At 71.7% G+C, this 18,806-nt stretch carries 21 protein-coding genes and 1 tRNA gene; 8 read left to right on the plus strand and 14 right to left on the minus strand.

Features of this window, described 5'->3' with window-relative positions:
- Positions 1-58 precede the first annotated feature (58 nt).
- The 3 genes from NQ165_RS13635 (at position 59) to NQ165_RS13645 (ending at position 2,292) form a co-directional block, all read left to right on the plus strand.
- Complete coding sequence (locus tag NQ165_RS13635; RefSeq protein ID WP_257526399.1) at positions 59-463, plus strand: YccF domain-containing protein; 405 nt, start codon at positions 59-61, stop codon at positions 461-463.
- A 349-nt stretch (positions 464-812) separates the two neighbouring features.
- Positions 813-885, plus strand: a tRNA-Met gene (locus NQ165_RS13640).
- A 138-nt stretch (positions 886-1,023) separates the two neighbouring features.
- A complete protein-coding gene (locus NQ165_RS13645) occupies positions 1,024-2,292 on the plus strand; it encodes an MFS transporter (protein ID WP_257526397.1) in 1,269 nt (422 codons plus the stop codon).
- A gap of 18 nt (positions 2,293-2,310) precedes the next feature.
- Here NQ165_RS13645 and NQ165_RS13650 read toward each other — a convergent pair whose 3' ends face one another.
- The gene (locus NQ165_RS13650; RefSeq protein ID WP_257533909.1) at positions 2,311-2,730 is read right to left on the minus strand and encodes a hypothetical protein; all 420 of its coding nucleotides are present in this window, start codon (positions 2,728-2,730) and stop codon (positions 2,311-2,313) included.
- Between the two features lie 103 nt (positions 2,731-2,833).
- Between NQ165_RS13650 and NQ165_RS13655 the strand changes: the two genes are divergently transcribed.
- Complete coding sequence (locus tag NQ165_RS13655) at positions 2,834-3,478, plus strand: MerR family transcriptional regulator (protein WP_257526394.1); 645 nt, start codon at positions 2,834-2,836, stop codon at positions 3,476-3,478.
- Between the two features lie 46 nt (positions 3,479-3,524).
- On the opposite strand, the gene NQ165_RS13660 is transcribed toward NQ165_RS13655, so the two are convergent.
- The 4 genes from NQ165_RS13660 to NQ165_RS13675 are packed head-to-tail and all read right to left on the minus strand — an operon-like array spanning position 3,525 to position 6,221.
- On the minus strand, positions 3,525-3,932 hold the full coding sequence (locus tag NQ165_RS13660; protein ID WP_257526393.1) for an HIRAN domain-containing protein: 408 nt from the start codon (positions 3,930-3,932) through the stop codon (positions 3,525-3,527).
- A gap of 57 nt (positions 3,933-3,989) precedes the next feature.
- Positions 3,990-4,211 carry a CDGSH iron-sulfur domain-containing protein gene (locus NQ165_RS13665; protein WP_257526392.1) on the minus strand — a complete coding sequence of 74 codons (222 nt, stop codon included), beginning with the start codon at positions 4,209-4,211 and terminating at the stop codon, positions 3,990-3,992.
- Complete coding sequence (locus NQ165_RS13670; protein ID WP_257526391.1) at positions 4,208-5,179, minus strand: glycosyltransferase family 2 protein; 972 nt, start codon at positions 5,177-5,179, stop codon at positions 4,208-4,210. The genes NQ165_RS13665 and NQ165_RS13670 overlap by 4 nt, the downstream gene beginning before the upstream one ends.
- Complete coding sequence (locus NQ165_RS13675) at positions 5,154-6,221, minus strand: iron-containing redox enzyme family protein (protein WP_257526390.1); 1,068 nt, start codon at positions 6,219-6,221, stop codon at positions 5,154-5,156. The genes NQ165_RS13670 and NQ165_RS13675 overlap by 26 nt, the downstream gene beginning before the upstream one ends.
- Positions 6,222-6,395: 174 nt before the next feature.
- Between NQ165_RS13675 and NQ165_RS13680 the strand changes: the two genes are divergently transcribed.
- On the plus strand, positions 6,396-7,154 hold the full coding sequence (locus tag NQ165_RS13680) for an MBL fold metallo-hydrolase (protein WP_257533910.1): 759 nt from the start codon (positions 6,396-6,398) through the stop codon (positions 7,152-7,154).
- A gap of 97 nt (positions 7,155-7,251) precedes the next feature.
- On the plus strand, positions 7,252-7,383 hold the full coding sequence (locus NQ165_RS13685; RefSeq protein ID WP_257526388.1) for a hypothetical protein: 132 nt from the start codon (positions 7,252-7,254) through the stop codon (positions 7,381-7,383).
- 21 nt (positions 7,384-7,404) lie between these two features.
- Here NQ165_RS13685 and NQ165_RS13690 read toward each other — a convergent pair whose 3' ends face one another.
- Both NQ165_RS13690 and NQ165_RS13695 read right to left on the minus strand, forming a co-directional pair.
- A complete protein-coding gene (locus NQ165_RS13690; protein WP_257533911.1) occupies positions 7,405-8,511 on the minus strand; it encodes an FUSC family protein in 1,107 nt (368 codons plus the stop codon).
- Between the two features lie 19 nt (positions 8,512-8,530).
- A complete protein-coding gene (locus tag NQ165_RS13695; protein WP_257526386.1) occupies positions 8,531-8,713 on the minus strand; it encodes a hypothetical protein in 183 nt (60 codons plus the stop codon).
- A 227-nt stretch (positions 8,714-8,940) separates the two neighbouring features.
- Here NQ165_RS13695 and NQ165_RS13700 point away from each other — a divergent pair, with 227 nt between their 5' ends.
- Positions 8,941-9,894, plus strand: coding sequence for a M23 family metallopeptidase (locus NQ165_RS13700; protein WP_257533912.1), 954 nt, complete (start codon positions 8,941-8,943; stop codon positions 9,892-9,894).
- Between the two features lie 161 nt (positions 9,895-10,055).
- On the opposite strand, the gene NQ165_RS13705 is transcribed toward NQ165_RS13700, so the two are convergent.
- The 3 genes from NQ165_RS13705 to NQ165_RS13715 are packed head-to-tail and all read right to left on the minus strand — an operon-like array spanning position 10,056 to position 13,082.
- A complete protein-coding gene (locus NQ165_RS13705; protein WP_257533913.1) occupies positions 10,056-11,090 on the minus strand; it encodes an ABC transporter permease in 1,035 nt (344 codons plus the stop codon).
- Positions 11,087-12,037: an ABC transporter ATP-binding protein gene (locus tag NQ165_RS13710; protein ID WP_257526383.1), complete on the minus strand. Its 951-nt coding sequence runs from the start codon at positions 12,035-12,037 to the stop codon at positions 11,087-11,089. Before NQ165_RS13710 ends, NQ165_RS13705 begins: the two co-directional genes overlap by 4 nt.
- A 10-nt stretch (positions 12,038-12,047) precedes the next feature.
- Positions 12,048-13,082, minus strand: coding sequence for a glycerophosphodiester phosphodiesterase family protein (locus NQ165_RS13715; RefSeq protein ID WP_257526381.1), 1,035 nt, complete (start codon positions 13,080-13,082; stop codon positions 12,048-12,050).
- Between the two features lie 161 nt (positions 13,083-13,243).
- On the opposite strand from NQ165_RS13715, the gene NQ165_RS13720 reads away from it, so the two are divergent.
- Complete coding sequence (locus NQ165_RS13720) at positions 13,244-14,146, plus strand: Bax inhibitor-1/YccA family protein (protein WP_257533914.1); 903 nt, start codon at positions 13,244-13,246, stop codon at positions 14,144-14,146.
- 147 nt (positions 14,147-14,293) lie between these two features.
- Here NQ165_RS13720 and NQ165_RS13725 read toward each other — a convergent pair whose 3' ends face one another.
- From NQ165_RS13725 to NQ165_RS13740, 4 genes are all read right to left on the minus strand, one after another.
- A complete protein-coding gene (locus NQ165_RS13725) occupies positions 14,294-15,715 on the minus strand; it encodes a glycosyltransferase (protein WP_257533915.1) in 1,422 nt (473 codons plus the stop codon).
- Positions 15,716-15,810: 95 nt separating this feature from the next.
- The gene (gene guaA / locus NQ165_RS13730) at positions 15,811-17,394 is read right to left on the minus strand and encodes a glutamine-hydrolyzing GMP synthase (RefSeq protein WP_257526376.1); all 1,584 of its coding nucleotides are present in this window, start codon (positions 17,392-17,394) and stop codon (positions 15,811-15,813) included.
- Positions 17,391-17,942, minus strand: coding sequence for a DUF3817 domain-containing protein (locus tag NQ165_RS13735; RefSeq protein ID WP_257526375.1), 552 nt, complete (start codon positions 17,940-17,942; stop codon positions 17,391-17,393). Before NQ165_RS13735 ends, guaA begins: the two co-directional genes overlap by 4 nt.
- A 51-nt stretch (positions 17,943-17,993) precedes the next feature.
- Positions 17,994-18,785: an SURF1 family protein gene (locus tag NQ165_RS13740; RefSeq protein ID WP_257533929.1), complete on the minus strand. Its 792-nt coding sequence runs from the start codon at positions 18,783-18,785 to the stop codon at positions 17,994-17,996.
- Positions 18,786-18,806 lie beyond the last annotated feature (21 nt).

Below are 18,806 nucleotides of genomic sequence, written 5' to 3' on the forward strand. Positions count from 1 at the left end.
CGCGCACCCCGACACCGGCCTGGGCGCCTCCCCAGGGCGGTAATGGGAGAATCGTCGCGTGCGCACCCTCCTGAACATCATCTGGCTGGTCCTCGCCGGATTCTGGCTGTTCCTCGGCTACCTCGCCGCGGGTGTCGTCCTGTGCGTGCTGATCGTGACGATCCCCTGGGGCATCGCCTCATTCCGCATCGGACTGTATGCGTTGTGGCCCTTCGGTCGCACCGTCGTCGCGAAGCCCACCGCCGGCAGCTGGTCGTTCCTCGGCAACGTGGTGTGGGTGCTCGTCGCGGGCATCTGGCTCGCGCTGGGGCACATCCTCTCGGGCATCGCCCTGTGCATCACGATCATCGGCATCCCCCTCGGCATCGCGGACTTCAAGATGGTGCCGGTGTCGCTCGCGCCCCTGGGCAAGGAGATCGTCTCCACCCGTGTGGGCGCGTTCGACCGCGCCGTCGCGCGCTGACGTCTCCGGACCGCCGGGCGCTCATCGATCACCACCGACCGCTGCAGCGGTCGACCCCGCCGCCACCGCCTGAGCGTCGCCGCGGGGAAGCCGCGTGCGGCTCGGGCCAGCGGTTCTTCGATACCGCGCCGAGCACAACGTCGCCGATTCGCACTCGGTCGCGTCGGATTCGCCCCCTCCGCCCCCGGGCCGAGGGATCCTGACGACGTTGTGCACGCCGATCCCGGGCGGCCGCCGTCCCCCGTCAGAGGTACCTGCCCGGCGGGCCGTCCGTCACGCACCGTCACACGCCGCCACCGACCGCAACAAGCCGACCCCGTGTCGGCGCGAGCGCCTAGCGTGGGGTCATCGCGGCGATCCGGGTGGTCCCGGGCACCGGCTCATACCCGGGTGCGTTGCGGGTTCGACTCCCGCCGTCGCGTCGAGCCGGCGAGCGACCCCTCAGCGCGCGAAATGCGCCATTCCGACGGCGGTAGGGTGTTCTTCCGCCCTACGCCACGCGCGCCTGTCACCGCGCTGCGAGGTCATGCTCACCGGCGAACATCCCTAGGAACGGCCACATGTCCCCGCTCGGCGAACTGATCGCGCCCCGGCGTCTCGGCCGCGACTTCCGCTGGCTGCTCGCGTCGTCGTGGACGAGCAACATCGGCGACGGCATCGCCCTGTCGGCGGCGCCGCTGCTGCTCGCGTCGCTGACCTCGTCACCGCTGCTCGTGGCGGCGGGCGCGATGATGCAGTTCCTCCCCTGGCTGCTGTGCGGCCTGGTGGCCGGCTCCATCGCCGACCACCATGACCGGCGCCGGCTGGTCATGGTGGCCAACGGCTCGCGGGCGGTGATCGTCCTGGGCCTGGTGGTCTTCCTCGCCACCGGCCAGGTCACGGTCGCGGTCGTGCTCGCTTCGGCGTTCCTCTACGGCACCGCGGAAGTCTTCGCCGACACCGCCGGCAGCACCCTCATGCCCATGCTGGTGCGCCCCGGCGACCTCGGCATCGGCAACGCCCGTCTGCAGGCCGGCTACCTCGTCGGAAACCAGCTGGCGGGTCCGCCGCTGGGGGCCTTCCTCTTCGCGCTCGGGTCGTTCTGGCCCTTCCTCATGCAGATCGTGTGCGTGAGCCTGGCGGTCGTGCTCATCTCGCGCATCGCTCGCACTCCGGTGCCGGCGAAGGACGAGCCGACGACGGATGCCCCGAAGGTGCACCCCATCCGGGAGGGGCTGCAGTGGCTGCGTGCCCACCCGCCCGTGCGCACGCTCGTGGTCATCATCCTGGTGTTCAACGTGACGTGGGCGGCGCCCTGGAGCATCCTCGTGCTCTACGCGACCGAGCACCTCGACATGGGCGCCGTCGGCTTCGGCGCGCTGACGACCGCCTCCGCCATCGGCGGCCTGGCGGGCACGGCATGCTTCGGCTGGCTGGAGCGCCACGTCTCGTTCGCGACGCTCATGCGCGTATGCCTCTCCCTCGAAGTGCTCATGCACCTCGCGTTCGCGCTCACGACGATCCCCGCCGTCGCCTTCATCATCATGTTCGGCTTCGGTGCCTACGCCTTCATCTGGGGCACCATCTCCACCACCGTGCGCCAGCGGCTGGTGCCGCTGCATCTGCAGGGCCGCATCGCCTCGGTGAACATGGTGGGGGTCTTCGGCGGCCTCGTGATCGGCCAGCTTCTCGGCGGGCTGATCGCCCAAGGGTGGGGGCTCACCGCCCCGTGGTGGTTCGCCTTCGGCGGCTCCGCCATCACGCTGCTGCTGGTGTGGCGCTCGATCTCCCACATCGCCGCCGCGCGGCCGGTGCTGGGCGAGCCGGACCGCGACGACGACGCGGCGTAGCCGGTCGCGGCCGGCACCTCACGCCGCAGCGCTCGCGGCGGCGGAGATCAGGCCGATGCCGGTGGCGATCAGCCCCACGGCGAGCACGCCCGCTCCCAGCCAGACCAGGGCGATGGCGCGTCCTGGCCGTTGCGGGTCCGTCCCGAGCACGGACAGGAAGAACCCCGCCGGCATCAGGATCGCGGAGACCAGCACGCCGGTCGGCCCGACCCCCGCCCAGGGCTCGCCCACACCGGCGGCCTGGCTGAGCAGCAGCATCACGAGACCGAGGATGACCAGCACCCCGGCGTGGGCGTGCCCGGCACGGAAGAACGTGGACTGCAGGACGTTCGCCCGCTTCTGCCCCCGCACGATCCGCAGCATGAGCACGCCGCCGGTCTCGATGGTGACGATGGTCAGCACGACGATCCCTGCCGTGAGGCTCGCTCCAGGGTCCATGACACCCTCCTTGGTTGGATAGTTCAACTCCCCATTATTGGATAGTGATACTCTCCAACTGTCAACCCCCCTCCTTCACTCCTTCGATACAGAGGTGCTCACGATGCGGATCTCCGAGTTGGCGCGTGCGGCGCGTGTTCCCCTGGCGACCGTGAAGTTCTATCTGCGCGAGGGCGTCCTCCCGCCTGGCCACGCCACCAGCGCGACCCAGGCGACGTACGACGAGACCCACCTCCAGCGCCTGCGCCTGATCCGTTCCCTGCTCGAAGTCGGCGGTCTTCCGCTGGCCAAGGTGCGAGCCGTGCTCGACGTCGTCGATACCCCGGGACCCGATCCATACGCCGCGGTCGGTCACGCGATGGCCGCACTCCCCCCGTACGTCGCGGCGCCGACTCCTTCCTCACGGGCGACGTCGCTGCTCGACGCGATCGGTCTCGCCTATGACCCCGATGCCGCGGCCGTCGCCCAACTCGACGCGGCGCTGGCCGGCCTCGAGGCCGCCGACCGCCCGCTCAGCACGGAGACCGCGCGACGCTACGCGGCGCAGATCCGCGTCATCGCCGAGCGCGAGGTCGGCTCCGTCGAGGGCGACGGCACGCGCGACCTGGCCACCGTCGTGCAGGACATCGTGCTCGGCACCGTGCTGATGGAGCCGGTCATCCTCGCCCTGCGCCGACTGATGCATGCCTCGCTGTACCGCGAATTCCTTCGCGACGCCCCTCAGCAGATGGGCGAGGAGAGCACCTGATCGCGAGCAGGATGCTCAGCTGATCGGACGACCTCTGGTCTGGCCGTCAGGTGGCGCTGTAGGAACCGACGAAGTCGCGCAGCGCGTGCTCTTCGGGCAGTTCGACCCAGAGCCTGCTGCTGCCCGCGGTGGAGCCCAGGCCGTTGACCACGGCGGCGCCGCCCAGGTCGTCGAGCAACTGCGCGATGTCGGCGGCATACGCGTCGGCGACGTATCCGACGCCGCGCCCGCGTGCGTAGACGGCGATCGCCGAGGCATCGCGACGGTTGCCGGGCTCGCGGCGCAGCACGTACATGCGGTCCCCGGCATGCGAGCGCTCGTGGTCATCCGCGAGGAAGTGGGTGCGCTCCACCCGAGCGCGGGTCGATTCGAGTCCGCGCAGATCGGGGAGGGCGGCGTGCTCGTGGGCGCGCAGCGACAGCAGAGAGCGGACGTGTTCCCACCAGACAGACATTCCGATCAGGTTATCGAAAGTGCCCTGGGAAACCGCCGGTGCGGTGGTGGGCGCCGTCTACCGCTCCGCATCGGCGGGCTCCGGCGACGTCGTGAACCCGATGAGCTTGTGCGTGCCGTCGCACCACGGCTTGATCGCAGACACGCCGCAGCGGCAGAGCGCCACCGTGCGCCGCGGCTGACGGATCTCCTCCCCCGCCTCATCACGGAAGACGACGTCTCCACGGACGACCAGGGGCCCGTCGGGATAGGGGGTGATGGTGGGCTCTCGGCCGGTCATGCTGTCCTCCTCAGTGCGCGCAGCGGTGTGGCCGCGCGAAGAATACGGGCGTCGCGATAGCGGACGCCGCCGCGCAGTCGCAGCGCCGCCGCTATCCAGACGGTGACGGTGCGCTCCGCCGCCCAGGCGACGGCCCACAGGGTGTCGGTCCTGCGGAACCACGTCCGCCCGCCTCCACGGACGCGCCCCACCTCGGCGAGCGCGACGACCACAAGGGCCACCGGCACCAGCACCCGTGCGCCGCCCACCCTGACCAGCAGCGCGAGGGCCGGCAGCAGCGCCAGCTCCCGCACGAGGCGCACCGGCTGCGCGAAATCGTCGTAGGCCTGCCGCACGCGCTGCTCGAAGAAGCGATTCACGCTCGACGGCCGACGCGGAACGTACAGATCGGATGCCACGTCGACCCGGCCGCCGGCAGCGCGCACGGTGCGCTCCAACTCCAGATTCTCGAACAGCACGTCGGTGTCGTAGCGGCCGTGCGGCAGAACACTGCGGCGCACGGCCACCGTGCCGCAGAAGTCTCCGCCCAGGGCGCGGTTGAGCAGGGTGCGCCCCGTGTCCCAGCGCGCGTGCCACGGCGCGGGGACGAAGACGTTCTGAGGACGCACGAGCTCGGCTCGGTCGAGTCGGTCGAGCGCCTCGGCCAGTTGCTCCCGGCCGTACCGCACGTCGTCGTCGGCGATCACGACCTTGTCGTGGCGGGCCAGGCCGAGACCGGTGACTGCGCCGCAGGCCTTGCCGTTGGCGCCCGAGACGGCCGGGGGCACATGGCGCAGGAACGGCCACGCGCGGGCGTGGGCCTCGAAGACGGCGACCTCCGACCCATCCACGACTGTCACGTCGATCATGGACGCCAGTGGCAGGAGGTATTCCGTCAACTCCCGAAGTCCGGCGTCATCGCTCCACCGCAACGGCAGCACGTACTCGCCGTGCAGCCGATCCTCAGTCGGTGGCTGTCCGGCGCTCATGCCATTCCTCGCGCAGCGCGCTCCGCCCCTGCTGCCAGGCGTGCAGGATGTGATCGCCTGCCCAGCCGTCGACCGTGAGGCAGGCCGCCGCGCCGAAGAGGATGTCCGGCAGCAGGTCGGGTTCGTCTTCGGCGAGCGCTCCGGCGAGGTCGCGTCCGGCGATCTGCTCGTGCACGGCGTCCGCCTCGACGTGCTCGTCGAAGTACGCCGTGACGTCCTCACCGAATCCGGCACGCCGGAATCCGTCGCCGTAGTGCTTGTTGGGGATGGACGACGTCATCTCGAAGGCCGCGAGGTGCCCGACGATGGCCCCACGCAGGCGCCGGTTCAGCCCGAACATGGACATCATGTTCAGCGACGCCAGAGTGACCGCCGGCACCGCGTCGACGTACGCGCCGTACGTGTCGTCGAGGCCGGCGCCGCGCATCGTCGCGGCGAAGATGCCGGCGTGGGCGCGGTCGGGGTCGCCGCTGCCGTACTCGTCGAACTGGATCTCCATCATCGCCGCCTTCGCGCGGCCGGTCAGGCGCGGCACCGCCCACGAGTGCGGGTCGGCCTCGCGCAGAGTGTAGATGCTGCGGTGCATGAGGAATTCCTGCAGCTGCGCGACGGATGCCGTCTTGGCCACGTACCTTGCCAGGCTCGGACCGGGCGTGGGTGCCGTGAGGGAGAACAGCAGCCGCGCGACGGCGTCGACGGTGGGCTCGGGCTGCGCCGGCACCGGCACCTCGCGGCGCAGCTGCGCCTCGAACGCGTCCTCCAGCAGCCGACGAGCGGCGAGCAGGCCCAGGTCCCACTCGCGAGCGACCGGAAGATCCGGCAGCGACCCGTAATGGAGGGAGGAGAGAAGAAACAGCGACAGCTGCACGTCATCGTCGCGGACGACATCGTCGGCGAGGGCGAGGGCTGCGGCGGCCGCCTCGGGGGCGCCGGCCGCGGATGTGGCGTCGTCGGCCAGCAGCTCGAGGATCTCTCGGCTGAGCGGACCGCGTGCCGCGGGCCGGGCGGAGGTGTGCGGCTCAGCGGGGGCGTGAAGGGTCATCGTGGTTCCCGTCGGTGCGAGTGGCGACGCCCAGCATCGCAAGAACCGGGCGGCACCCGCATTCGCTTGACGCCCCGCCGTCGACTCGCTATCGCCGCCGCGCGTCGCTAGCACCGCGTCCGGCCCGAGGACAACCCTCTCCCCGCGCGCACCGGCCCCGGCCAGCCTGGGCGCATGTCGCCGCACACCCCGGTCCGGGCGGAGGTCGCTCCCGGCATCCATCGCCTCAGCCGCGCCCACGTGAACTGCTACCTCATCCACACCGACGACGGACTCACGCTCGTCGACGCCGGACTTCCGGGGATGTGGCGGGACCTGGTCGCGCTGCTCGCCGACCTGGGCGCGACCCCCGGCGAGATCGATGCCGTAGTGCTCACCCACGGCCACTTCGACCATGTCGGCATGTCCCGTCGCCTCGCGACCGATCACGGTGTGCGCCACCTCGTGCACGAGCGCGACCGTCGCCTCGCGCGGCATCCCTACCGGTACCGCCATGCCGCCGCTCGCTGGGTCTACCCGTTCCGCCACCCGCGCGCGATCCCCGTCATCTCCCGCATGGCTGCGGCGGGGGCGCTCGGCATCCGGGGCGTCGACGCGACGGGGACGATCATCCCGGGCACCCCGCTGGACCTACCCGGCCACCCGGTCCCGGTCTTCACCCCCGGCCACACCGATGGCCATTGCGTGCTGTTCCTTCCGGAGCAAGGGATGCTGCTGTCGGGAGATGCTCTGGTCACCCTCGATCCGTACACCGGGCGCACCGGCCCCCGGATCGTGGCAAACGCGGCGACGGCCGATCCGGATGCCGCGCTGGCCTCCCTCGCCGCACTGGCGGAGACCGGCGCCGCCGCCGTGCTCCCCGGTCACGGCGAGGCGTGGGCCGAGGGGGCTGCTGCCGCGGTGGCGCACGCGCGCCGGGTCGGCGCTTCCTGACGGCGATACTCCCGCTCCGCGGCCACGTCAATCCCTTCACGGGCCCCGCGGCGCGTGCCTACGGTCGTGGCATCCATCCCGATAGAAGGAGGACACGATGACCGAAGAGACCGGACACCCCAGCCAGGCCGAAGGCGACGACCCGGACCGCCCCAGCGACGCCGCGCAGGACGAGGGCGCCACCGGCCACCCTTCGCAGGCCGAGGGTGAAGACACCGACGACGCCTAGAGCACCCGACGACCCGACCGCTCAGCCCGACACCGACTCCGTCGGCCGGCACAGCTGCACAATGCGGCTGAGATGACCGGCCACCGCGACGGCGGGATCGGGCTGGGTGGGGTGGGAGGGCGACCGGCCGGCGACGGCGTGCGCGTAGCTCCCCACGGCGGATGCCGCCGACGTCGCAGCCGCCACCGGCTCCGGCCCATCGGGCACGTCGGCGAGCAGTCCGCCGCAGGCGCGCAGGGCGGCCGTGAACGCGCGGCCCGTGACGGCGTCGGTCCCGATACCCGGCTGCTGGGCAAGCACCTCGGTCACCTCCCGCACGAGCAGCGTCACGCGCTCCAGCGTCGCCCATGCCTGCTCGGCATCCTCGCGCTCGCCGACGCGTCGACGACCGCGCGGGTTCGCCCGGGCGCTTCGGGCCGCTTCCCGCACGCCCTCCGCGACCGACGCCGCCAGCGAGCCGAGCTCGTCGGCATCACGACCGAGGCGCTCGGGATCCAGCCCGCCGGCGTCCGCCTCGTCGGCGATCCGCTCGAGCTCCCCTGCCAGGCGTGACCGCAGCTGCGAGAGCTGCGCCCCGGCCTCGCGCAGATACAGCGGTGGCAGCAGCACGTAGTTGGCCACGACCCCGACCAGCACGCCGAACGCGATCGTGACGATGTACGAGGTCGAGAACTCGTCCGCATGCCGCCCGCCCAGGAGCAGCACGAACAGGCCCGCGATCGCGATCCAGTCGCGCCCGGCCCCGAGTCGGCGGATGCCGCCCAGCGCGACCCCCGCCCCGATCACGAGGGCGACGGCCACCAGGCCGGGCGCCCCGGCGTACAGGGCGGTCAGCGCGCCGAAGCCGAGCAGGATGCCGAGGGCGAGTCCCCCGAGGGCTTGCATCCCGGCCCGGGCGGAGTCGGCGACTGTCGGGTACATGCTCACGAGCACACCCATCGGCGCGTAGTACGAGTACTCCGCGTCGGCGAACGGGACGTACGGCGCGAGATACCACGCGACCGCGGCGGCGACGGCGGTCTTCGCCGCCAGCAGCAGGCGTGACAGCGCAACGACCTCGCCGCCTGCGGTGCGCAGCGACGCGACCAGCGCGGGGCGACGAGCGGTTCGTGAGGAGGTGTGCGTCACCTCCTGGGCACCCGCCGCCTCAATCGTCCGCGCCGGCGATGGTCTCGCCGTCGTCGTCGAGCGGCACGGGCCGCTCCTCATCGGGCACCGGAACGGGCAGCCCGGTCTCGGGGTCCACAGGACGGTCGTCGTCGATGAAGGGGATGGGGAGTCCGGTGTGCGGGTCGGTGAGACCCTCGCCATCGGGGATGGACAAGCTCATGTCGTGCTCCTTTCCTCCCGCACAGCATGCGCCCCTGCGGGACCAGACGCATCCGGTTGACTGCAGATCAAGGCCCCGCTATGCAAGCTCAAAGGCTCCGTTCAGGTTGACCGTGACAAGATCGTTACCCAACACGCGCCCGCAATCACGCGGAATACCCGAAACCCGACCATGCGCCGACCCGAACGGCGCCGACCCGAGGGCTCCCCCGAGCCCAGAGGAATCGTTTGTCCCAGTCCCACATCTCCTCAGCATCCAACCGCCGCGCTTCTCGTCTCGCCGCAGCGGCACAGCAGGTCCGCACTCGTCGGAATCCGCAGTGGACGGCACGCACGGTGCTCACGGCGGTACGCGCCCGGATCGCCAGCACCCGCGCCTCGCTCGCAGAGCCTGCCGGCCGTCGCCGCGCACTGCAGGGGACGTTCGCGATCACCATCGCCCTCAGCATGGCGACCACGGTTGCTCTTCCCGCGATGGCGCTGGCTCCGCTGGACACGACCATCGCCGCTCAGCCCATCTCGGCCGGCGCCACCGCGGCGACCGAGAACCTCGCCGCGGCCACAGCCGCCGAGCCGATGGCGACACAGTCGCTGGTCGTGGCATCCGATGAGGAGGACGTGACCTTCGAGCGCGCGTCCTACTCCGCCACGACACCGCAGGAGATCGAGGCGGCCGCCGCCGCGAAGGCGGCGGAGGCCGCACGCCAGGCCGAACTCGAGCGCGCCCGGCTCGCCGCGCAGATCGCGGGCGGCAACCTGGCCTCTGTCTCGTCCGCTCTGCCGGTCGTCGGCGCCAGCGGCGTGACGCGGCCGCTGCCCTTCTTCAACAACTTCGGCACCCCCTATGCGGGGCACCGCGGCGTGGACTACATGGTCGGCGCCGGCACCCCCATCATGTCGATCGCCGACGGCGTCGTGATCGAGTCGTCGGAGAGCGGCCCCGGCTGGGGCGTCTACGTCAAGATCGCCCACAACATCAACGGCGTGAGCGTCACGTCGCTGTACGCCCACATGACCTACGGCACCCGCACGGTGCAGGTCGGCGACCGCGTGTCCGCCGGACAGGTCATCGGTCAGGTCGGCGAGACCGGCCGCGCGTTCGGCGCCCACCTGCACCTCGAGGTGCAGGTCAACAACAGCTACGTCAACGGCGAGAGCTGGCTGCTGGCCAACGGCGTCTGACCCGCCCTCACCGCACCGAGCGGTGAGACGACATCTGGCGGCCGAGACGATGGGTACCACCCACGGTCTCGGCCGCCAGTTGCAGTTTCAGCGTGCGCCGGCGCGTGCGGGACGGCGCGCGGCCGCGGCGCGGCGAGAGGCGGCGGCGCGGCGAGCGGCGGTCAGGCGATGCGGGTGCCGCGCGGCAGGGCGCGGGCGGGCGTGCGGGTGCGGCGGTACGCCCACGCCATGAGCGCGCCGGCCAGCACCACCTGCACGCCGAGCCCGACGAACCAGCTCGGCACCGTACCCTCGACGATGTCCCGCCCGCTCGTCTGCTCATCTCCCACCGCCGGGGCGCACTCGTCGTACGTGCGTTCCAGCTCGGGCGGCTGCTGGATCGAGCGCACCGCGAGCTTGAGGGCGCCGAAGAGGTCGGGCGGCCAGCCGTTGCGGTCGTACTGCAACGGGATCGCATCGGCGAGGACGACGAACGGGTTGGCCGCCAGCAGCCACCACACGGTGTCGGGCCGGGGGATCTCGTAGGTGGTCGTCTCCCAGTCGTCGCTGCAGGTCACCCCGGTGTCGGTGTAGTCCACCACCACGCGATAGGAGGAGACCACCTCGCTGCGCACGCTGAACGACACCAGCGCCACGGCGATGGGCGTTCCGATGACCAGCGCGGCCACCACGAGATAGGTGGTGGCCACGGAGAAGAGCGGTCGGGCGAGGATGCCGCTGAGCGCTGTGCCGATGGCGGCGACGACGCCGATCTCGATCACCAGGATGAGAAGCGACACGAGCACCGTCACGGGGTTCACCCCGCCCGCGAGCGTGGCGATCACGAGGAAGGGCACCGCGACGACGGCGAACGCCAGCCCGGTCGCCCAGGCGGCGAGGAACCGGCCGACGAGGATCTCGCCGGTCGTGGCGAGCGTCACCTGCACCGGGGCGAGGGTGGCGGCATCCCGGTCGCCGTTGATGGAGTTGCCGCTGAGGGTCGGTGAGACCAGCAGCGTCAGCAGCAGGGTGACCAGCACCACGGTCGAGTAGACGCCGGCACCCCGGTCGCCGCTGCCGCTCCACGCGAGGAAGGACAGCGCGGTCACGCCGATCAGCAGCAGGGTGAACACCCCCAGCAGCACATACCAGGCGACCGAGCGCATGCGCTGGATGAGCTCGAGACGCACGAGCGTCCGGATGCGTCTGACGTTCATGCCGCTCCTCCCGGGGTTCCCGGCTGCTCACGCAGATCCAGGAAGGTGTGCTCGAGCATCCCCGTCGCGGCGGAGAACTCCGCTACGGGGAGCCCTGCCGCGACCAGTGCGGCGAGCCCGCGCGCGGCATCCGCGTCGGAAGCGAATCCGACCAGCACATCACGTCGATCGGTCGGGAGGATGCCGGCGTCGAGCCCCAGCGCGGTGGCCACCGGCAGCACAGCGGCGATGCCGTCGCGGTCGGCCAGGCGCACCCGCCAGGTGCGCGTCCGCGAAGCGGCGGCGGCCACCCGGTCGGCGGTCACCGTCTCGCCGGCGACGAGGAACACCGCGTCGTCGATGACCTCCTCGAGCTCGGAGAGCACGTGGCTGGAGATCAGCACGGTGCGCCCCTCGGCGGCGAAGCGGCGCAGCAGCACGCGCAGGTCGATGCGGGCCTGGGGGTCGAGTCCCGATGCGGGCTCGTCCAGCAGCAGCACGTGAGGGTCGTGCACGAGAGCGCGGGCGAGCCCCAGCTTCTGCTTCTGCCCGCGCGACAGCACGCGTGCGGGGGCATCGGCGAGGTCCTCGAGCCCGAGCTCGCGCAGCAGCTCCGCCGCACGCGCCTTCGCCTGCGCCCGCGGCAGGTCGTACAGCTCACCGGTGACCGCGATCGTCTCCCGGGCGGTGAGCGCCGGCCATGCCCCGAGGGCGTCCGGCATCCACCCGAGCAGGCGCCGGGCCGCGGCCGGATCGGAGATGGGATCGACGCCGCCGATGCGCACCTCGCCCGCGTCGGGGGCGAGAAGCGAGGCCAGCATCAGCATGAGGGTCGTCTTGCCGGAGCCGTTGGGCCCGACCAGGCCCGTCACCGCCCCAGCCCGCGCCTGCAGCGTCACGTCACGCACCGCGTGCACGTCGCCGAACGATCGGCGCACGCCGCGCGCCGTGATTCCCGGGTTGGTCACAAGGCCGACCCTAGTGGAGCGGCCGTTGCGCCCCGTCATCGCGCAGCGCCGACACGCCCAGGTCGGGGTGGTCCACGAACACCCCGTCGACGCCGGCATCCACCAGCTCGCGCCACTCCGCCTCGTAGTCACCCCACGCGGCCTTGCCCCCCGGCCCGCGGTGACGCCGGGCGAGGAAGGCGTTCTCGGGTCGGGCCGTCCACGTGAACACCGTGAGCCCGCGGCTTCGCGCGTCGGCGACGAGCGTGGGAGCCCCGGGCGGGCGATCGCGCCGGTCGGGGTCGAGGATCATCCGCTTGTCGACGCTGATGCCGTCGACCTCGCCCCTCAGCCCCTCCAAACCCGCGGATGAGGACAGGTCCCGATAGGTGGGCGCAGCACGCCCCGACGCCACGACCAGATCGAAAGGGCTCCCCGTCGCCTCAAACAACAGCACGTACCGCGCGCGGATGCCGGTGGCGCGCAGCTGCGCGAGGGCAGTGGGCTCGAAGGACTCCACGATCAGCGGCAGCCGGCCCTCCGCCCACCCCGCCGCCTGCAGCTCGCCGGCGATGAGCTCGGCCAGGTCCCACCCGAGCGCCGACATGTAAGTGGCGTGCTTCACTTCGAGCACCACGCCGATCTCGCGCCCCTGATCCTCGGATGCCGCACGCACGAGGTCCAGCACGTCGCGCAGGGTCAGCACCGGCTGGGTGTCATCGAAGCTCGCGCTGGCCGGGCGCAGCGCCGGCAGACGCTCGCGGCAGCGCAGGCCTGTCAGCTCCTCGGCGGTGAAGTCCTCGGCGAACCAGCCGGTCAGCCTCTCACCGTCCACGCTCTTCGTGGTGCGTCGCGCGGCATACTCCGGGCGGTCGGCGACGTCGGTGGTGCCGCCGATCTCGTTCTCGTGCCGCACGATGAGCACGCCGTCGCGGCTGACCACGACGTCGGGCTCGACGGCATCCACCCCGAGTTCCAGGGCCAGCGCATAGGAGGACCGGCTGTGCTCGGGGCGGTAGCCGGGCGCACCGCGGTGGCCGATGACGAGCGGGCGGGGACGGGGCACCCGCTCAGGCTACGCGCGGGGCGCCGCTCACAGCCCGGGCATCCGACGTTCCATGCTCGCTCTCAGCGATATGCAAGACCACCCCACGGGCGTGTCGGATACTGTGGAGACACACAGCACGGCGCTGTGTCACCTATCCCGACTTTGGAGTGTGAGAGCACGTGGCCCTCAACAACCCCGCATTCGCCAACCCGGCGTTCCAGGAGCAGCGTCCCGGTCTGACGCCGCCCGCCGCTCCGGGCGCCGCTACCTCGTACGCCGCCGCCCAGCACCAGGGCGTCGACGTCGCCGCCCAGGCTCAGATGGAGGGCATGTACGCCGCTCCGTCCGCCGGGGCCGTCGAAACCGATCGCATGACCGTCGAGGACACCGTCGTCAAGACGGTCGGCCTCTTCGGCATCCTCGTCGCCGCCGCCGTCGTCGGCTGGATGTGGACCCTGTCGCCGCTGCCCAACAGCGCCCCGACGATGATGCCGTGGATCATCGGCGCGCTCGGCGGCTTCGTGCTGGCGATGGTCGTCATCTTCACGTCGCGCAAGAAGATCCGCCCCGGCCTGATCTTCGCCTACGCGGCCTTCGAGGGCCTGTTCGTCGGTGGCATCTCGGCGTACTTCGAGTTCGTCTTCCCCGGCATCGTCATGCAGGCGACCCTCGCCACCCTCGCGGTGGTCGGCGTCACGCTGGTCCTCTTCGCCAGCGGCAAGGTGCGCGCGTCGAAGAAGGCCACCAAGATCTTCATGATCGCGATGATCGGCTACCTCGTCTTCTCGCTGCTGAACGTCGTGCTCATGCTCACGAACGTCATCCCCGAGGACATGATGTTCGGCGCGCGCAGCATGCCGAGCCCGCTCTTCGGCATTCCGTGGGGCGTCCTCCTCGGTGTGGTCGTGGTCATCCTGGCCGCGTACTCGCTGGTGCTCGACTTCGACCAGGTGCAGCAGGGCGTGCGCAACGGCGCTCCCCGCCAGTTCGCCTGGATGGGTGCCTTCGGCATCATGGTCACCGTCGTGTGGCTGTACGTCGAGATCCTGCGGATGCTCGCCATCCTGCGCGGCAACGACTGACACCTCGCATTCGCACGAAGGGGCCGTCCCACCGGGGCGGCCCCTTCGTCGTCCCCGCCCCGTCCCCCGCCCCGTCCCCACCGTGAGACGAAAGCCGGTGGCCGAGACGGCGGGTACCACCCATGTTCTCGGCCGTCAGGATTCGTCTCACCGATGCGGCGGGCGGCCGGGGCGCGAGGCGGGGGCGTCGAGGGCGGCGCGCGCGGCGACGGCGAGAGCGCGCATCGAGGAGGCGGCATCCATCTGCGCGGCCGCCGCCCGCGCGGCATCCGACAGCCAGGCGCGCACGCCCGGCCCCGTCAGAAGCGCGGTCAGCGCGCCGGCGAGAGCGTCGACGTCACCGTCGGGCACCAGCATGCCGCCGCCTCGCGCGAGGGTGTCGCGGGGCCCGTAGGGCATGTCGTACGAGACCACCGGCACACCGTGGCCCAGCGCCTCGAGCACGACCAGCGGCTGCCCCTCGTTCGTGCTGGTCAAGGCGAACAGGTCGGCGGTGGCCCACGCCGCCTCGGGATCGGCGGTGTGACCGTGCAGCACCACCGCGTCGGCGACGCCGAGCTCGTCGGCGAGCGACTGCAGCGCCGCGCGCTCCGGCCCGTCGCCGTAGACATGCAGCTCGGCGTGCGGCACCGACGCGCGCACGGTCGCCAGCGCCCGGGTGGCGTGATCGACGCGCTTGCGGGCGCTCAGCGTGTTGAGCATGACGATGCGCCCCGCCACCGGGTCGTTCGCGAGCCCCGACGGCGCGGGATGAGGCACGACGAACGAGCGGATGCCGTCGCCCACGCGTCGCTCCACGTCGCGCTGCTGCGACGGGGTGAGCCACAGCACGCCGTCGAAGCGGTCGGCGATGTCGAGCCACCGCGACCACGCGGCATCCATCGGCGCGTCCCACGTATACGGCGCCTGCAGGTGGCAGGCGTGGGTGGTGTGCAGCACCCGGATCGCAGGGTCGAGCAGCGGAGGCGCATCGGCCACCAGCAGCTCCCCCACCTGGCGCGCCTCGCAGAGCACCGCCACCGGGCGTGCGGATGCCGCGGCGCGCGCATTCACCCACGCGCGGTACAGCCCGCCGAACCCCGGCAGCCAGCCCACCGGCGCCGCGCCGTCCTCGGACCACACGGTCACCGGCGCGGAACTCAGGTGCCATGCCGGGTCACCGGAGATCACCGGAAGCTCCAGCACGGTGCGGCCTGCGGCATCGGCGATGACACGGGCGCCGGTCACCGTGCCGTGCGCGTCTTCGTCCGGCGCCGGCGCGGGAAGCGGCAGGGCCGCCGCGCGCAGCCAGCCGGCATCCGCGCGGGCGTCGTCGAAGAGGTTGCGCAGGTCGTCCGGGTCCGTGAGCAGCCCCCGGCGCACCCACTCCGCGCGATCGCGGTCGTGGTCGGCCCGCTCGCCCGGGTCGACGGTGAGCAGCGTCACCCGCGCGCCGGCGGCGGCCATGTCCTGCGCGCGGCGCAGCACCGAGATGGTGAAGCCGCCGTCGCGGTCGGGGATCAGCCGGCTCGCCAGAACCAGGTAGTCGGCATCGGGCAGCACGGAATCGGGCAGCACGGGGTCGGTCATCGATCCATCCTCCCCCACGCCTCTCGGTCGGCTGCCGATCCCCGGCCGCAAACGACGGATGCCGCGACCCTCAGGCCGCGGCATCCGTCACCGGCTCACTCCCACTCGATGGTCCCCGGGGGCTTGCTCGTCACGTCGAGCACCACGCGGTTGACCTCGCGCACCTCGTTGGTGATGCGGTTGGAGATCTTCGACAGCACGTCGTAGGGAAGGCGCGTCCAGTCGGCGGTCATCGCGTCCTCGCTCGAGACCGGGCGCAGCACGATCGGGTGGCCGTAGGTGCGGCCGTCGCCCTGCACCCCCACGGAGCGCACGTCGGCCAGCAGCACGACCGGGCACTGCCAGATCTCGCCGTCGAGGCCGGCCTTGGTCAGCTCCTCGCGGGCGATGGCGTCGGCCTCACGCAGAATCTCGAGACGGTCAGCGGTGACCTCGCCCACGATCCGGATGCCGAGGCCGGGGCCCGGAAACGGCTGGCGCGCGACGATGACCTCGGGAAGACCCAGCTCGCGGCCGATCGCGCGCACCTCGTCCTTGAAGAGGGTGCGCAGCGGCTCGACGAGTTCGAACCGCAGGTCCTCAGGGAGGCCGCCGACGTTGTGGTGGCTCTTGATGTTGGCCGTGCCGCTGCCGCCGCCGGACTCGACGACGTCGGGGTACAGCGTGCCCTGCACGAGGAAGCGGATCGGCTGACCGTCGGCCTCGGCTTCGGCCACGAGCTCCGCCTCGGCCTGCTCGAAGGTGCGGATGAACTCGCGCCCGATGATCTTGCGCTTCTGCTCGGGGTCGCTGACACCGGCCAACGCGGTGAGGAACCGCTCACGGGCGTCGACGGTGACCAGACGCACGCCGGTGGAGGCGACGTAGTCCTGCTCGACCTGCTCCCGCTCGTTCTTCCGCAGCAGGCCGTGGTCGACGAAGATGCAGACGAGCTGGTCGCCGACGGCCTCGTGCACGAGGGCCGCAGCGACGGCGGAGTCGACCCCGCCCGACAGCCCGCAGATGACGCGGCCGGTGCCGACCTGCTCGCGGATCTTCGCGACCTGCTCGGCGATGACGTTGCCGCTGTTCCAGTCGGCGGGAAGCCCGGCCGCCTTGTGCAGGAAGTTCTCCAGCACCTCCTGGCCGTGGTCGGTGTGCTTGACCTCCGGATGCCACTGCACGCCGTACAGGCGACGCTCGTCGCTGCCGAAGGCGGCGACGGGGGTGGCGGCGGTGGACGCGAGCACCTCGAAGCCCTCGGGCGCGGCCGAGACCTGGTCGCCGTGGCTCATCCACACGTTCTGCGTGGACGGCTGACCCGACAGCAGCACGCCGCCGTCGCCGCTCAGCGCGGCATCGGTCGCGCCGTACTCGCGCAGGCCGGTGTTGGCGACCTCGCCACCGAGGGTCTTGGCCATGACCTGGAAGCCGTAGCAGATGCCCAGCGTGGGCACGCCGAGGTCGAAGACGGCGGGGTCGAGCGCCGGGGCGCCCGGCTCGTACACCGACGACGGACCGCCGGAGAGGATGATGCCCACCGGGTCCTTGGCGGCGATCTCCTCGGCCGTCGCGGTGTGCGGCACGATCTCGCTGTAGACGCCGGCCTCGCGCACGCGGCGCGCGATCAGCTGGGCGTACTGGGCGCCGAAATCGACCACCAGCACGGGGCGCTGGGCGGTCTCGGTCTGAGAAGTCAACGGTTGCCTTCCGTAGCGGGGGCGGGGGCGGGATCGGGTGCACCGGCGGACGCCGGGGGCGTGGTTGGCACGGGAGCGGCGTCGCCGGCGACGACCGCCGCAGCTGCGGCATCGGCTTCGCGGCGGGCGAGGTAGGCCTTGACGTCGCGGGCGACGCCGGCCTCCATGAAGAACGACAGCAGGGGCACGATGCCGCCGCTGGCCAGCAGCAGGAACCGCCAGAACGGCCACCGCATGAGGCTCCAGATGCGGAAGCATGCGAAGAGGTACACCACGTAGAACCAGCCGTGCGCGATGAGGATGCCCAGCGACAGGTTCAGACCGTCACCGGTGGAGATGAGCTCCCCCTCGGGACCGGGGACGACGGGCGCGAGCCACAGCAGTCCGCCCGAACCCCCGGCGAAGACCTCGACAGCCAGGGGCGTGTACTTCAGGACCATCTCGGCGCAGAGCAGCAGCAGTCCCACACCGGTGATCACCGAGGCGATCTGGTAGAAGCGCAGAGCCCCGCGGATCGCCGGAAAGGAGGCGAGTTTGGGTGCCGGCATGGGTTCCATCCTACCGCCGCCGCCTGAGTCCCCCGCCCGCGCGCGGAGGCCTCACGGCGCGTTCGCGGCGGCATCCTCCTCGAGGGCCTCGAGCTCCTTCTCCCACGCGTCGCGGGCCAGCCGGTACCACATGTAGAACGCGAAGCCGGCGAAGACGACCCACTCCACCGCGTAGAAGATGTTGAGCCAGTTCACCGACGAGCCCTCGTCGGGCGGCGGCGAGTGGATCGCCTCGAGGCCGGCGAACGGCTCGGCCGATGTGAGGTACGCGCGGTACACGTCGAGGCCCTCGGTGTCATGCCACTGCGCCAGCAGAGCCGCCGGAGACATGCGGGTCATCTCGTGCGGGTCCGTCCCGCGCGGCGGGAGGGCGGGACCTTCGTCGGCGATGATCCGACCGGTGACGTCGACGACGGCATCCGGGTGCTGTTCGGCTTGCGCTTCGAGCTCCTCGACGGCGGCGGCGGCACGCTCGCGTGTGGGCGCCCAGCCGACGGCGACGGCCAGCGACGTGGGCTGGTCACTGCCGACGGAGGCGGCGTCGAGGCGCAGCTGGCCGGTGACCCAGTAGCCTTCCGTCCCGTCATTGAAACGGGAACCCACGACGAGGAAGTCGCCGGGGATCCATCTCCCGGACGCCTCGACCTTCTGGCCTCCCAGCGGCTGCGACAGATACTGCCCGGGCTCGGTCACCTCGGCGATGGGCCGCACCTGCTCGGTCGCCCCCGGGCGCGGTGGGTCGGTGTCGATGGCATTGCCCAGCTGCCACTGGCCGAGCCAGGCGAACACGCCGGCGATCGCCAGGGCGAGGGCGAGCATGCCGAGCCACCAGGGACGGAGCATCACCTCGCGCAGCGTCGGCGG

It is taken from the genome of Microbacterium sp. zg.Y1084 (assembly GCF_024623595.1).
GTDB lineage: Bacteria > Actinomycetota > Actinomycetes > Actinomycetales > Microbacteriaceae > Microbacterium > Microbacterium wangruii.